The 14,473-nt window shown below is 63.6% G+C and carries 13 protein-coding genes and 2 pseudogenes; 6 read left to right on the forward strand and 9 right to left on the reverse strand.

The annotated features are described in order from the left end of the window. Positions 1 to 7 precede the first annotated feature (7 nt). On the forward strand, positions 8 to 931 hold the full coding sequence (locus tag FJ974_RS05520) for a sigma-70 family RNA polymerase sigma factor (RefSeq protein ID WP_226891492.1): 924 nt from the start codon (positions 8 to 10) through the stop codon (positions 929 to 931). Here FJ974_RS05520 and FJ974_RS05525 read toward each other — a convergent pair. The 7 genes and pseudogenes from FJ974_RS05525 to FJ974_RS05560 form a co-directional block, all read right to left on the reverse strand. After that, positions 888 to 1,847, reverse strand: coding sequence for an LLM class flavin-dependent oxidoreductase (locus FJ974_RS05525; RefSeq protein WP_140538258.1), 960 nt, complete (start codon positions 1,845 to 1,847; stop codon positions 888 to 890). The two genes, FJ974_RS05520 and FJ974_RS05525, sit on opposite strands and share 44 nt — an antisense overlap. 140 nt (positions 1,848 to 1,987) lie before the next feature. After that, positions 1,988 to 2,131, reverse strand: a complete 144-nt coding sequence (locus FJ974_RS05530) for a hypothetical protein (protein WP_140538257.1) — start codon at positions 2,129 to 2,131, stop codon at positions 1,988 to 1,990. 398 nt (positions 2,132 to 2,529) lie between these two features. Beyond that, positions 2,530 to 3,474, reverse strand: a complete 945-nt coding sequence (locus tag FJ974_RS05535) for an ABC transporter permease (protein WP_140538256.1) — start codon at positions 3,472 to 3,474, stop codon at positions 2,530 to 2,532. Next, positions 3,471 to 4,526 carry an ABC transporter permease gene (locus FJ974_RS05540; RefSeq protein WP_140538255.1) on the reverse strand — a complete coding sequence of 352 codons (1,056 nt, stop codon included), beginning with the start codon at positions 4,524 to 4,526 and terminating at the stop codon, positions 3,471 to 3,473. Before FJ974_RS05540 ends, FJ974_RS05535 begins: the two co-directional genes overlap by 4 nt. 287 nt (positions 4,527 to 4,813) lie before the next feature. After that, positions 4,814 to 6,016 (reverse strand): annotated as a pseudogene (locus FJ974_RS05550) (ABC transporter ATP-binding protein); the annotation flags it as partial. A gap of 256 nt (positions 6,017 to 6,272) precedes the next feature. Then, entirely contained in the window at positions 6,273 to 7,298 is a 1,026-nt protein-coding gene (locus FJ974_RS05555; protein ID WP_140538253.1) for a BMP family protein, read from the reverse strand. A 321-nt stretch (positions 7,299 to 7,619) separates the two neighbouring features. Beyond that, a complete protein-coding gene (locus FJ974_RS05560; protein WP_140538252.1) occupies positions 7,620 to 9,695 on the reverse strand; it encodes a 3-hydroxyacyl-CoA dehydrogenase NAD-binding domain-containing protein in 2,076 nt (691 codons plus the stop codon). 242 nt (positions 9,696 to 9,937) lie between these two features. Between FJ974_RS05560 and FJ974_RS05565 the strand changes: the two genes are divergently transcribed. Further along, positions 9,938 to 10,888, forward strand: a complete 951-nt coding sequence (locus tag FJ974_RS05565; RefSeq protein WP_226891494.1) for an IS481 family transposase — start codon at positions 9,938 to 9,940, stop codon at positions 10,886 to 10,888. Here FJ974_RS05565 and FJ974_RS05570 read toward each other — a convergent pair. Next, complete coding sequence (locus FJ974_RS05570; RefSeq protein ID WP_140535902.1) at positions 10,885 to 11,367, reverse strand: SRPBCC domain-containing protein; 483 nt, start codon at positions 11,365 to 11,367, stop codon at positions 10,885 to 10,887. The two genes, FJ974_RS05565 and FJ974_RS05570, sit on opposite strands and share 4 nt — an antisense overlap. A gap of 51 nt (positions 11,368 to 11,418) precedes the next feature. Between FJ974_RS05570 and FJ974_RS05575 the strand changes: the two genes are divergently transcribed. The 3 genes from FJ974_RS05575 (at position 11,419) to FJ974_RS05585 (ending at position 13,079) form a co-directional block, all read left to right on the forward strand. Then, on the forward strand, positions 11,419 to 11,742 hold the full coding sequence (locus FJ974_RS05575; protein ID WP_140535904.1) for an ArsR/SmtB family transcription factor: 324 nt from the start codon (positions 11,419 to 11,421) through the stop codon (positions 11,740 to 11,742). Between the two features lie 222 nt (positions 11,743 to 11,964). Then, positions 11,965 to 12,714, forward strand: coding sequence for a YebC/PmpR family DNA-binding transcriptional regulator (locus FJ974_RS05580; RefSeq protein ID WP_140535907.1), 750 nt, complete (start codon positions 11,965 to 11,967; stop codon positions 12,712 to 12,714). 53 nt (positions 12,715 to 12,767) lie between these two features. Next, positions 12,768 to 13,079: a SelT/SelW/SelH family protein gene (locus FJ974_RS05585; protein WP_264296802.1), complete on the forward strand. Its 312-nt coding sequence runs from the start codon at positions 12,768 to 12,770 to the stop codon at positions 13,077 to 13,079. Between the two features lie 80 nt (positions 13,080 to 13,159). Here the strand turns inward: FJ974_RS05585 and FJ974_RS05590 are convergent. Next, positions 13,160 to 13,635 (reverse strand): annotated as a pseudogene (locus tag FJ974_RS05590) (DUF1772 domain-containing protein). Positions 13,636 to 13,760: 125 nt separating this feature from the next. On the opposite strand from FJ974_RS05590, the gene FJ974_RS05595 reads away from it, so the two are divergent. Then, positions 13,761 to 14,402: a TetR/AcrR family transcriptional regulator gene (locus FJ974_RS05595; RefSeq protein WP_140535909.1), complete on the forward strand. Its 642-nt coding sequence runs from the start codon at positions 13,761 to 13,763 to the stop codon at positions 14,400 to 14,402. Positions 14,403 to 14,473: the final 71 nt, after the last annotated feature.

Below are 14,473 nucleotides of genomic sequence, written 5' to 3' on the forward strand. Positions count from 1 at the left end.
AGGTTGCGTGACCGATTCGCATGATCATCCCGTTGCGACGACCGAAGCCAGGCTTCGCGCATTCGAGCGTGAAGCCGCCGGGTTGAGAGCCCGGCTGCACCGTTATTGCTCGCGGATGGTGGGATCGGTCATCGATGGCGAGGACATCGTCCAGGAGGCTTTGGCCAAAGCTTTCGTGGCGATCAGGAATGGCGACATGCCCGAAAAGACCGAGCCCTGGCTGTTTCGCATAGCGCACAATTCAGCACTTGATTTCCTGCGCAAGCGAGCCCGTTCCCGGATGAGCGAAAGCGAGGTCGAGATCGATACGATCGCCGACGAAGATTCCCCAATCGATGCGCGTATCGCCGCCCAGGCGAGCCTTGCCGAGCTGATGCAATTGCCGCCGGCGCAAAGATGCACCGTCGTGCTGAAGGACGTGCTCGGCCACAGCCTCGAGGAGATCGGCGATATCCTCGAAACCACCGAAACGGCGATCAAGGGAGCGCTGCAGCGTGGCCGCGAGAGCCTGCGCAGGCTGGCGGCCGCGCCGCGGACGTCATCGCCGCGCCCGGCCCTCAACCGAGAGGATATGCGGCGCCTCGGCGACTATGTCGCGGCTTTCAATGCCCGGGATTTCGACGCCTTGCGCGGCCTGCTTGCCGACGACGTGAAGCTGGAACTGGTCAATCGGCTTCGCGCCGAAGGCAAGGAATATGTCGGCAAATATTTTGGCCGCTATTCCGACGAGACGCACTGGCACTTCACCACCGGCCTCGTCGAAGGCCGGCCGGCCATCCTGGTCACCAGTCCGGATCGTCCCGACGGACCGCCGCGCTACTTCATCCTTATCGATTGGGAGAATGGCCGGATCGCCGGAATCCGCGATTTCCTTTTCGCGGACTACGTCATGGATGGCGTCGACTATACCGCGCAGCCGCCGTCTCGGTGAAAAAGCGCAACGCAAACGTTCCCGGCGGCCGAGTGTCGGCTTCGCGTCGCGCCGGCGAATTCGCGATCAGCGTTACCGTCTCGCGGCCGATCCGGGCAATCTCGCTGGCACGGTCGATGCCGCCGATCATGAATTCCTCGATGCCGAGCGCTGCGTAGGGCAACAGCGAGAGCGCAAGCCGCGCCGGCGGCCCCGCGATCTCGACTGCCCTGTGGTCGTCGGCGCCCGACCAGCCCTCTGAGCGAATGCGCACCGGCAGCGCGAAGCGCAATTTGCCGGCGCGGCCGTGCTCGGCGGCGGCGCTGCGCACCCGCTGAATCAGCTGCCGAATCTCGGCGGGCGACCCGGCCGCCAGTTCGAAGACATCGGCGTGTTTCCCGGCCACTGCCAGCGCGGTGCCGGACTGCCCGCCAAGACGGATCATCAGGTCGGCGCCATGCGGACCCTTGCGCGGCACATAGCCGCCTCTGACGCTGTAAAAGGCGCCTTCATGGTCGAAAGGCTCCTCGTTCGACCACAGGCGTTTCAACAGCACCAGATATTCGTCGATACGTTGCCAGACCACACCGTGGCCGGCCGGACGCGCTTCGGCGTCCTCGTCTTCCAGCGGCTCGCTCAGCATCCTCAGCGACAGCCGGCCGCCGCTTCTTTGATCGAGCGCCGCCAATTGCCTGGCCGCCACCGTCGGCTCGATCACCCCGGCCCAGTGCGTCAGCACGACTTCGAGCGAGCCGGTGCGGTCGAGGGTCTGGGCGGCGATGTCCATATTGGTGAGCAGGCCGGCCGCATCGTCGACGATGAGCTTGCGGAAGCCGGCGTCCTCGATCAGCGACAGCTTGGTCGCGGTCTCGGCGAAATCGTAGAAGAAGCTGCCATCGGCAGACTTGCCGGGTACATGCGTGAACTCGATCGACATTGCCATCTCCTCCATCACGTTGGGACCCCGCCCGTGTTGATGACATCGACGCGCGACGGCGCCCTGGCACTGCGCCAGTTTTTTCCACTCCGTTACTCAACTCAGATTGTTTTGATTGCGGGACCGCGGTCCCTGTGCGGTCAGGGGATGAGCCCCAGCACCACCGCGCCGGTGAATACGAATGCAAGCGCGAAGACGAGATAGGCGAAGGTGCCGCCATAAGCCGGCCTCCAGCTCTGGTCGGCGGTCTGGCCTTTTCGCTGGGCGTTCTGCATGTAGGACATGGTCGAGCCTCCGTCTCAGCCATTAATCTATAAAGTTAGTAGACTTTGTCGATTGCTATTTTTACGGGATCCGTGGAATGAGCTTCTCAAAGCGGGCGGGAAAGTGGTTTTTCATTCTCAATTGGCCTGAGGATTCCGACCTGTGCGGGGACGATGCCAGCCTGAATTTGCTTGAAAACTACCCGCGCCCTTCCCCTCTCCCGTCGATCGGGGGAGAGGTGTCGAGCGCAGCTCGACGGAGTGGGGGTCGACGCTTGGCGCGGCGCAGGAAAATTCTTGCGCCTGAGCTCCTTTTCAATATCCGTTGGCGGCGGTTGCCAGGTGGTTCCCTCACTCCGTCGCTGCTTCGCAGCGCCACCTCTCCCCCTCCGGAGGAAGAGGAAAGGACACCTACTCGCCTACCGCTCCTCCCTGCGAAAGGGCTTCAGCAGCGCCGAGGGCGCCACGGCATTGCGCGACATGAAGGCCATAGCGACGATGGTGAGGATGAAGGGCAGCATCAGGAAGGCTTCGTAAGGGATGTGCCCGAGTCCGCTGGCCTGCATCCTGAGCTGTAGCGCGTCGACGAAGGCGAAGAGCAGCGCCGCGCCCGCCGAGCGCCACGGGTCCCAGCGGCCGAACACGACCAGGGCGATCGCCACCCAGCCGCGCCCGGATACGACGCCGAAGGTGAAGGCGTTGAACTGCGCCATGGTCAGGAACGCGCCGGCGAGTCCCATCAGCGCGCCGCCGAGGATCACCGCCTGGAAGCGCGTCGCGATCACGCTCACACCTGCCGAATCGGCGGCGCGCGGGTTCTCGCCGACCATGCGCACCGACAGGCCCCAGGGCGTGCGGTAGAGCACGAAGGCGGCCACGGGGATGGCCAGGATCGCCATGTAGACAAGCGAGAACTGGTTGAACATCGCCGGGCCGAGGATCGGAATGTCCGACAGCAGCGGGATCGGCAGCGTCTGAAACCCCTTGATGCTGGGCGGCACCGATTGCTGGCCGAAGATCAGCCGGTAGAGGAAACAGGCAAGGCCGGATGAGAACAGCGTCACGCCGATGCCGCAGACATGCTGGCTCAGACCCAGCGCCACCGTGAACAGCGCGTGCAGCGCGCCCATCAGCATACCGGTCAGCACGGCCACCAGCACGCCGAGCCACAGGCTGCCGCTCAGGCTGGCGGCGGTAAAGCCGGCCATTGCCGACAACAGCATGATGCCTTCGATGCCGAGATTGAGCACGCCTGCACGCTCGGAAAACATTTCGCCGAGCGTGGCGAAGGCCAGAGGCGTGGCGATGCGGATGATGGCGGCAAGGAAGCCGACCTGGAAAATCTGCTCCAACACCGCGCTCATGCGGACGCTCCAACGCGGCGGATGCGGTAGGCGGTGAACAGCAGCGCCACCAGCATGGCAAGCAGCGCCGTGCCCTGGATGACGTCGCTGAGGAAAGCCGGCACGCCGGTCGCGCGCGACATCGCCTCGGCGCCGGTCATGACCGCGGCAAGGAAGATCGCCGCCGGCACGACACCGAGCGGGTTGAGCCTTGCCAGCATGGCGACGACGATGCCGGAATAGCCATAGCCCGGCGAGATGTCGCTCATCACCTGGAAATGCACGCCGCCCACCTCGCCGACGCCGGCCAGCCCCGCCAGCGCGCCGGAGAGCAGCGCGGTGGAAAGCAGCACGCGCTGGGCATTGATGCCGCCATAACGCGCCGCTTCCGGATTCTCGCCGGTGACGCGAATGCGGAAGCCGAGCGTGGTGCGCGCGATCAGGAACCAGCAAAGCGGTGCGGCGATCAGCGCCACGACGACGCCGAGATGCAGCCGCGTGCCTTCGATCAGCACCGGGAAATTGGCCGAATCCTCGATCGGCGGCGAGATCGGGTAGCCGCTGAAGCTATCCTTCCACGGCCCCTCGATCAGCGCCATCAGCGCGTAGTAGATGACCGAGTTGAGCAACAGCGAACTCACCACGTCGTCGACCTTGAATTTGACCCGCAGCGTCGCCGGCACCAGCGCGACCAGGGCACCAGCCGCCGCTCCCACGATCGCCATCAACAGCATGGCGAGGGTGCCCGGCATCGGGATCGCGCCGACGGCGCAGCTCGCCACCGCGCCGGCCAGCAATTGGCCCTCGGCGCCGATGTTCCAGAACTTTGCCCGAAAGGCGACCGCCACTGCGAGGCCGGTGAAGATCATCGGCGCCGCGCGCACCAGCGTTTCGGTGATGGCGTAGCTGTCGCCGAGCGAGGCCGACAGCATGACGCCATAGGCCTCGATGACGCCGGCCCCGGCCACCGCGATCAGACCGCTGCAGAGCACCAGCGCCGCTGCGATCGCCAGCAGCGGCAAAGCGAAATTGAACCAGACAGGCGTTGAGCTGCGGGCTTCGAGACGAAACATCAGGCGTGCCCCTCCGCGCCGGTCATCAGGAGTCCGAGCTTTCCAACCGTGGCGTCCGCGCTGGCCAGCGTGCCGGCGATGCGTCCCTCATACATCACCGCGATGCGGTCGCAGAGCATCAGCAATTCCTCGAGGTCCTCGCCGATGACGATGATGCCGCAGCCCCTGGCGCGCATGGCGAGGAATTTTTCGTGGATGAAACGGGCAGCACCGATGTCGAGGCCGCGCGTCGGCTGCGAGACGATCAGCACTTTCGGATCGAAGGCGAGCTCGCGCGCCAAAAGCGCCTTCTGCAGATTGCCGCCGGAAAGCGCGCCGGCGCGCGTCATCGGTCCGGGACAGCGTATGTCATAGGCCTTGATCTGTTCCTCGGCGAAGGCGCGGATCGCCGCTGGATTGAGCAGTCCCTTGCGGCTGAAGGCTTCGGTGCCGATGCGCGGCAGCACCATGGAATCGGCCAGCGGCAGGTTGGTCACCAGCCCGGTCGTCATCCGGTCCTCCGGAATGCGGCCGAGCCCCAGCGCCTGCAGCTCGCGCGGCGAGAACTGCACAACCATTTTGCCGGCTATCGTCATCGAGCCGGCCCCGGGCGACAGCATGCCGGAAATCACGTCGGCCAGCGCCCGCTGGCCGTTGCCGGAGACACCCGCGATGCCGAGGACCTCGCCCGCGCGGACGAACAGCGAGATCTCGCGCAGCGGCGTGCCGGCATGGCCGGAGGTAGAGATACCATCCAGCGTCAGCACGGAACCGCCGGGCGTCGAAGCTTCTTTGGTCGGCGGCACGATCTCGTGGCCGCACATCAGCCTGGCCATCTCGGCCGAAGTGGTGCTGGCAGGATGATTGACGCGGCCGGCGACCTTGCCGTGCCTGAGCACCACGCAGCGATGTGTGAGCGCCCTCACTTCGTTCAGCTTGTGCGAGATGAAGATGATGCCGAGCCCTTGGCCCGCCATCGAGCGCAGGGCGGCGAATAGGCCGTCGACCTCCGACGGCGCCAGCACCGCGGTCGGCTCGTCGAGGATCAAAAGCCTTGCGCCGCGAAACAGCGCCTTGACGATTTCGAGCCGCTGCTGCTCACCGACCGACAGCGCCGAAACCGGCAGGTCCGGATCGAGACTCAAGCCATGCTGGCGGCCGATCTCCTTCAGCCGCGCCAGCCCACCGGCGCGGTCGATGCGGCCGGATTTTCCTGGAATGCCTATCAATAGGTTCTCCAGCACGGTGAGCCGCGGCGCCAGATGAAAATGCTGGTGCACCATGCCGATGCCGGCGGCTAAGGCGTCGGCAGAATTGCGGATGGCAACCGGCCTGCCCTCGACCAGGATTTCGCCGGCGTCCGGCGCATAGGCGCCGAACAGCACGTTCATCAGCGTCGTCTTGCCGGCGCCGTTCTCGCCCAGCAACCCGAGGATTTCGCCCGGTGCGACGCTCAGGTCCACGGCCTCGTTCGCCTTGACGGCGCCGAAGCTCTTGGTGATGCCGCGCATTTCGATAAGGGGGGCGGACAAGGGTGCTCCTGACTTACGATCCGGCGAACCGCGGAGGTCGGCGCGAGGCCCCCCTCTCTGTCCTGCCGGACATCTCCCCCTCAAGGGGGGAGATTGGCAGCTCCGTCGACGGCGCTCGATCTTTTCAACGTTGAAAGTTGGCGAAGGCCGCCGAGATATCTGATCTCCCCCCTTGAGGGGGAGATGTCCGGCAGGACAGAGAGGGGGGCCTCGCGCCACCCCTCACAACCAGGTATTAATCCGAAACCGGCGTGTTCTCATCCACATCGACGCGGAAATTGCCTTCCAGGATCTCCGCCTTCTTCTTCTCGACCAGCTCCTTGACCTCGGCCGGCAACGTCTTGTCGAATTTGTGGAAGGGTGCGAGATAGGAGCCGCCCTTGGCCATGCGCGAGAAATCGCCATAGTCCTGCGCGGTGAAGACGCCGGCCTTGACCAGCTTGATCGCCTGCTCGACCGTCGGAAACATGTCCCAGACCGGGCCGGTGATGACCGTGTCGGGACCGAGGCTCGACTGGTCGGACATGTTTGAGATGGCGTAGACCTTCTTTTCCACCGCCGCCTCGATGACGCCGAAGCGCTCGGCATAGATGACGTCGACGCCGGCATCGATCTGTGCCACCGCGGCTTCCTTGGCCTTCGGCGGATCGAAGAAGGAGCCGATGAAGGCGACCTTCTTCTTGACGTTCGGGTTGACCTCCTTGGCGCCGGCAAAAAAGGCGTTGACCAGCCGGTTCACCTCCGGAATGCCCATTGCCGCGACCGCGCCGACCGTGCCCGACTTCGACATTTTTCCCGCAATCATGCCCGACAGATAGGCCGGCTCATGGATCCAGTTGTCGAAGACGCCGAAATTGGGTTCGGCCGGTCCGGCGCCGGAGCCGAACAGCCAAGCGGTCTTGGGGAATTGCTTGGCGGTCTTTCGCGATTCACGCTCGGCGGCGAAGGCATCGCCCAGCACCAGCTGGTAACCGCCCTGCGCATATTCGCGCATGACGCGGCTGAAGTCGGCGGTCTGCACCTTTTCCGACCATTTGTATTCGATTCCTAGTTCCTTCTCGGCCTTCTGCAGGGCGACATGGATCTGGTTGTCCCACGGCTCCTCGATCGGCGTGGCGAAGATCGCCGCCACCTTCAGTTTTTTGTTCGCGGCGAAGGCGGCATTCGGCAGCACCGCCGCCGCGAACCCCAGCGCGCCAAGCTCCAGCACGTTGCGTCGGGACAGGCCAGCGTATTGGGTTTTACTATGATCGTTTTTCATTTGAAGTTCCCCTCTGTTCGACGGCCGTGTCGAGCCGGCCGTTCGAAAAATGTCAGACCGCGGGACTATGGAACGGCGTCCGACTTTTGTCCACATGGTCAAATTTGGCTTTGCCGCTTCCGCTTTCGTCATCCACGGGCGAAGCAAGGAGCGTAGCGACGCGGCGCAGACCCGAGGATCCATGCCGTGACGTTGGAGCGCTGCAACGGTGCAGAACGGGCACTGCTGCGCCAGGGCTTGTTCTGGGCCGCCGCATTCTTCGTTTGATGGAACGGCATGGATTCCAGGGTCTACGCTTCGCTTCGCCCTGGAATGACGAAATTACTGGGCACCGCCCGCCTCCTCCCACGACCCAGACTCCGCAAAGCGCCTCAGCGCCGGCGCCGGCTCGAAGATCGGCCGGCCAGTTTGCCCATGCCAATACTCAAGTCGCTCGACAATCTTCCCGGCCCCCTCAAGTCCGGCCCAGAACATCGGCCCGCCCTTGCCGATCGGAAAGCCGTAGCCATTGACCCAGACGACATCAATGTCGGCCGCGCGCGCCACGATGCCTTCCTCGAGGATTTTCGCGCCCTCGTTGACTAATGGGTAAAGCGTGCGCTCGATGATTTCGCCCGCGCCGATCGCGCGCCGCGCGACGCCATGCTCGGCCGCCTTGGCGCGGATCAGCGCCTCGACTTCCAGATCAGGCATCGGCTCGCGCGCGCCGCTTCGGTACCGATACCACCCACTTCCGGTCTTCTGGCCGTAACGCCCCTGCTCGCACAGCGTGTCGGCAATCACGGCCGTCAGCCCGCGCGCCTTGCGGTTGCGCCAGCCAATGTCGAGGCCGGCAAGGTCGCCCATCTGGAATGGCCCCATCGGCCAGCCGAAATCGGTGAACGCCTTATCGACCTGGGCAGGCGTCGCGCCTTCGAGCAGCAGGAACTCGTTCTCCGCGCCACGCGCGGCCAGCATACGGTTGCCGACGAAGCCGTGGCAGACGCCGACGGCGACCGGCACCTTGCCGATGCGCCGAGCCAGTTCGACAACGGTCGCCAGCGCGTCGGGCGCAGTCTTTTCGGCGCGCACGATCTCCAGCAGCTTCATGACGTTGGCCGGTGAGAAGAAATGCATGCCGAGCACATCTTGCGGCCGTGACGTCGAGGCGGCGATCTCGTCGACGTCGAGATAGGAGGTGTTGGTGGCAAGGATGGCGCCGGACCTGGCCACCGCATCCAGCCTGCCGAACACTTGCTTTTTCACCGCCATGTCCTCGAACACGGCCTCGATGATCAGATCGCAATCGGCGAGATCGGCATAGTCGATGCTGCCCTTGAACAGTGCGAGCCGTTGCTGCTTCGCCGCCTCGCTCATCGAACCGCGCGAAACCGATACGGTGTAGTTCCTCTCGATCATCGCCAGGCCGCGCTGCAGCGCTTCCTCGCCGGTTTCCAGCAAGGTCACCGGAAAGCCGCCATTGGCAAAGGCCATGGCGATGCCGCCGCCCATCGTGCCGGCGCCGATGATGCCGACGCGTTCTATCCTGCGCTTCTGCAAGTCCTTGCCGGGCATCTTCGCCACCTCGCGCTCGGCAAAGAACAGATGCCGCTGCGCCCGCGACTGGTCGCCGGCAACGAGTTTTTGGAAAAGCTGGCGCTCGGCTGCCAGCGCCTCGTCGAAAGGCAAGGTGATCGCGTTGCGCACGGCCTCGGCACAAGCAAGCGGCGCCTCCAGCCCGCGCGCCTTTTTTGCCAAATCGGCCGCCTGGCGGTCGAAGGCCTCGATGTGCGTCTCTGCCAGCACTTCCTTGCGGTCGCGCACCGGCACGAACGATCCACCGCCGGCTACTATTTCGCTGGCGAAACGAACCGCCTCTGCTAGCAGGTCGCCATTGAAAACGGCATCGACCAGCCCTGCCGCTTTTGCCTCGGCAGCCGAGACCGGCGTTCCGGAAACGATCATGCCGAGCGCCTTCTGCGCGCCGACGAGCCGCGGCAGGCGCACCGTGCCGCCGCCGCCCGGCAGCAGGCCGAGCTTGACCTCCGGCAAGCCGAGTTTGGCGCCGGCGTCAGCGATACGGAAATGGCAGCCGAGCGCCAGTTCCAGCCCGCCGCCGAGCGCGGTGCCATGAATGACGGCGACCGTCGGCTTGGCGATGGTCTCCAGCAGCGCGATGATGGCGCGCAGCTCCGGCTGCTGGACCGGCTTGCCGAATTCGGTGATGTCGGAGCCGGCGACAAAGGTGCGTCCAGCGCAGGCGATGACGATGGCCTTCGCGGCGGGATCGTCGCGCAGCGCGGCTAGTGCTTCGTAAAGCGGCTTGCGGACATGAAAGCTCAGCGCATTGACCGGCGGGTTGTCGATGGTGACCACTGCGACGCCGTCCTCGTTCGCGACGCTGACGAAATTGGACAAGCGGAACCTCCTGAGCTGCGATCGTGGACGGGTTTACTAGGCCGGGCAGCGAATGGAAACGGATGTTGCGCTGACACAATGACTATTCGGGCAGGCTGCGCGATGGCGCGCTGCGGCTGAAGCTCGGAACTTCGTCATCCTAGGGCGAAGCAAGGAGCGCAGCGACGCAGCGCAGACCCTAGGGGGTGTTTCATCCCAGGCTTTAATGGTTCATTATTTTCCCCCGATTGGAAGGAGGCACTATGGGCCAGGTTCTGCATGGGCGCGCCACGACGACAGAGGCAATCCGTCGAGCAATACAAAATAGTCAAGAGAGCCTGAGGAAGCTGTCCAAGCGCTACGGGATCGATCCGAAGACGGTTGCCAAATGGAAGGGGCGAACTTCGGTCGCTGATCTGCCGACTGGTCCCAAAGCCCCGAAGTCGACGGTGCTGTCGATCGAGGAAGAGGCTGTCATCGTCGCTTTCCGCCGGCATACGCTGTTGCCCCTGGATGATTGTCTCTATGCGCTGCAGCCAACGATCCCGAACCTGACGCGCTCGTCATTGCATCGCTGTCTGCAGCGTCATGGCATTTCGAGATTGCCCGAGGTTGAAGGCGACAAGCAGCCCAAGAAGAAGTTCAAGGCCTATCCGATTGGCTATTTCCACATCGACATCGCCGAGGTGCAGACCGCCGAGGGCAAGCTATATCTCTTCGTGGCCATCGACCGAACCTGCAAGTTCACCTACGTCGAACTCCACACGCGGGCCACAAAAATGATCGCGGCCGAGTTCCTGCGCCACCTCATCCAGGCAGTTCCCTACCAGATCCACACGATCCTCACCGACAACGGCGTCCAGTTCAAAAACCGCGAGCAGGACCGCACCGCCATGGAGCACATCTTCGGGCGCACCTGCCGCGACAACGGCACCGAGCATCGTACCACCAAGGTGAAGCATCCCTGGACCAACGGCCAGGTCGAGCGAATGAACCGCACCATCAAGGACGCGACCGTCAAGCGCTTCCACTACGACGATCACGACCAATTGCGACAGCAACTCAACGACTTCGTCGCAGCCTACAATTTCGGCCGGCGACTGAAGACCCTCAAGGGCATCACTCCCTTCGAGTTCATCTGCAATGTCTGGAAAAAAGAGCCTGAGCGGTTCAGACTCGATCCAATCCATCAAATGCAGGGACTAAACACCTAGATGTTGGTCTCGTTGGCAGGCTCGCCCTTCATCTCGCTGCGGTAATAGCCGTCGCGCAGGTTGATGCCGTATTCGAGATAGGCCTTCATGCAGGCCAGCATCTGCGACCAGCCCTCGCAATTGAGGTAGGATTTCTTCAGCCCGGCCTCGCCTTCATGCCAGCCGCTTTCGGCGATGGTGACGAAGGTGCCGCCATCGTCCAGCGGCTCGAAATTCATCTCGATGCGGGTCTTGTAGGCCGGCTTGCCGTCGGCGTCGGTGGCATCCCAGCGCAGCACGATGCGACGGTCCTTCGTCACCTCGTCGACCTCGACCGGAACCTTGCCCCACCAGACCACACCCGCGCCCGGCACGAGCGGCCCGCTGGCGCCGCCGATAGTGGTGAAATAGCCGCTGAGCTTGTTCGGATTGGCAACGGCGTCGAAGACCTCGGCGACCGGTTTGCCGATGCGTCCGGAAACCCTGAATCCAAGAGACATATCCACAACTCCTTCCTTGATTGGATCAACGATATGTTATAGAAACATAACATGTCAAGCCAAACGTCGGACGATCACGTTTTCAAGGCCTTGGCGCATCCGCGCCGGCGGGAACTGCTGGACCACCTGAGGGATCAGCCGCAAACCACGGGCATGCTGTGCGATGCCTTTGGCGACATGGACCGCTGCACGGTGATGATGCATCTGAAGGTGCTGGAGGAAGCCGATCTGGTGGTGGCAAAGCGCGAGGGGCGGGAACGCTGGAACCACCTCAACGCGCTGCCGATCAAGCAGATCCACGACCGCTGGATCAGCCAGTATGCCGGCCATGCGATCAGCATTCTCGACCGGCTGAAGTCGGATCTCGATGGCTGAGCCGATGCTTTGCCGTCAGTTGCATAGGACTGTTGCGCGCGATCAACGGCGCGGCTGGACGAATTGAGCCGATTTATCTATAAGCCGGCCATTCCGACAGAGAGCGCCGTATGCCTTCGTAGGCTTACCCGGGACGTTCTGAAATTTGAACTCGAGTATCCGAGACGGCGAGGTGAGCTCATCTTGCCGCTGGATGCTCTAGCCGAACACGACAGGGGTGCCATGGCTGGCCATTCGCAGTTCAAGAACATCATGCACCGCAAGGGCCGCCAGGACGCGGTGCGGTCGAAAATGTTTTCCAAGCTGGCGCGCGAAATCACCGTCGCCGCCAAGACCGGCACGCCGGACCCGGCGATGAACCCGCGGCTGCGCCTGGCGGTGCAGAACGCCAAGGCTGTGTCGATGCCGAAGGACAACATCCAGCGCGCCATCAACAAGGCGTCCGCCGGCGACGGCGAAAACTACGAGGCAGTGCGCTACGAAGGCTATGGGCCGGGCGGCGTGGCGCTGATCGTCGAGGCGCTCACCGACAACCGCAACCGCTCTGCCTCGAATGTGCGCGCCGCCTTCACCAAGGCCGGCGGCGCGCTCGGCGAAACCGGCTCGGTGTCGTTCATGTGGAACCGCGTCGGCGAGATTTATTACCCCGCCTCGGCCGGCAGCGCCGACAAGGTCATGGAAGCGGCGATCGAGGCCGGCGCCGACGACGTCGAGTCGGACGAGGAAGGCCACACCATCTATTGCGCCTTCGAAAATCTCGGCGAAGTGTCGAAGGCGCTGGAAGCCTCGCTCGGCGAGGCGGAGTCGGTGAAGCCGATCTGGCAGCCGCAGAACAACGTCCCGGTCGACGAAGAGCGGGCGCAGTCGCTGATGAAGCTGGTCGCAACGCTCGAGGACGACGACGACGTGCAGAGCGTCTACGCCAATTTCGAGGTCGACGAAGAGACGCTGGCCAAGCTCAGCGCGGCGTGACCGGTCAGGATATGAGCAAAGCTCAATCCGATATGAGCAGGGCTCAATCCGATATGCGCGAAAAGCTGTTGCCTGTCATCCGCATCACCTACTGCACACAGTGCCAGTGGCTGCTCAGAGCCGGCTGGATGGCGCAGGAGCTTCTTTCCACCTTCGGCACTGATCTCGGCGAGGTGACGCTGGTGCCGGGCACCGGCGGCATCTTCACCATTTCCTGCAACGACGTGCCTATCTGGGACCGCAAGCGCGACGGCGGCTTTCCGGACGCGGCCAAACTCAAGCAGTTGGTCCGCGACGTTATCGATCCAGATCGTGATCTCGGTCACTCAGATCGCAAAGGCCACAAAACAAAAGACACGGCCTGATGAACTGACCCCGTGAAGTTGGACACCACCATCGGGGTCAGTTCACCGAAGCCGGGTCTTTTGTTTGAGCGTGATGCCTCTCAAATCAGCGCCATGATGAAGCAGGCCATCGATACGATGGCGGTGACGGTGCGGACGTGGTTCCACATCACCCATTCGCTCAGATAGTTCGTCCATACCGCGGCGCCGTTGGCGCTGGCCGGATCGACCGCGGCCAAGGCATCGTTGAGCGGCACGTTGAAGACCATGGTCACGATCGGGTTGCCGATCAGGTAGATCACGGCGCCGGCGAGCAGCCAGTAGGTGCCGGTCTGATTCCAGCCCAATAGGGCGGCGGCAATCAGCACCAGGCAGATGAGGCCGGTGCCGAACAGGGCCGTCATGAAGGTCGGCGTGATCACCGTGATGCGATGGAATTCATGGCGGCGATGCCGGTCGCCGCGGGCAGCCGGGCAAACGCCGGCATGACGAAATTCGAGAAGGCGAAGAAGACGCCGCCGACGACGCCAGAGCCGATCGCGGCGATGAAGGTGAGGGTGGGAAGAAGTTTCATCATGTCGGTTGCTCCAGATTGGTCGACGGTTGCGATAGAAATATGAGGAACACTCATGTTTGCAAAACGTGATAAACCCTCATATCTTGCAAGTCAAGCCGGTTCCGAAAAATCGTCCGGAGTGAGCCATGGATGACAAAGTCGCCGCGAAGACCGACCAGGGCGCAATTGCTTCGCCGCGCCGCGCGCCGACCCAGCAGCGCAGCCGCGAGCGGGTCGAGCGGATGCTGGCCGCCGCCTCGGCGCTGATTGCCGAGCAAGGCAGCGATGCCATGCGCATGGGCGAGGTGGCGGAGCGGGCAGGCGTGTCGATCGGCTCGCTCTACCAGTTCTTTCCAGACAAGCGGGCGATCGTCTGGGCGCTGGCCGAGCGCTACACGGCGGAAAGCCAGGCCTGCATTTCCGCGGCGCTGAAAGATGTCAGCGATGCCGAAGGCCTGCGGAGGGCGTTTTCGGAACTGGTCGACATCTATTACCGGCTGTTCCTGGCCGAGCCGGTGATGCGCGACATCTGGTCGGGCACGCAGGCCGACAAGGCGCTGCGCGAGCTGGAGCTCGCCGATAGCCGCGCCAATGCCGAGTTCCTGGTCGCGGTGCTGAAGCGGCTGCGTCCCGGCGCCGATCCGATCGAACTGGAGACGACGGCATTCCTCGTCTGGCAGATGGGTGAAGCCGCTGTGCGGCTGGCCATCTCGGTCGACCGAGAGGAGGGCGACAGGCTGGTCGCGGCTTACAAGCGCATGGCGCTCAGGGAGCTGGTGGACGAGTAGCGAGGAACTCTACTCTGGCACTTTTTCCTGGATCGTCGACAGAAGGAAGAAAACAAAAAAACCCGCCTTGA

Origin of the sequence: Mesorhizobium sp. B1-1-8 (assembly GCF_006442795.2) — a bacterium.
Classification (GTDB): Bacteria; Pseudomonadota; Alphaproteobacteria; order Rhizobiales; family Rhizobiaceae; genus Mesorhizobium.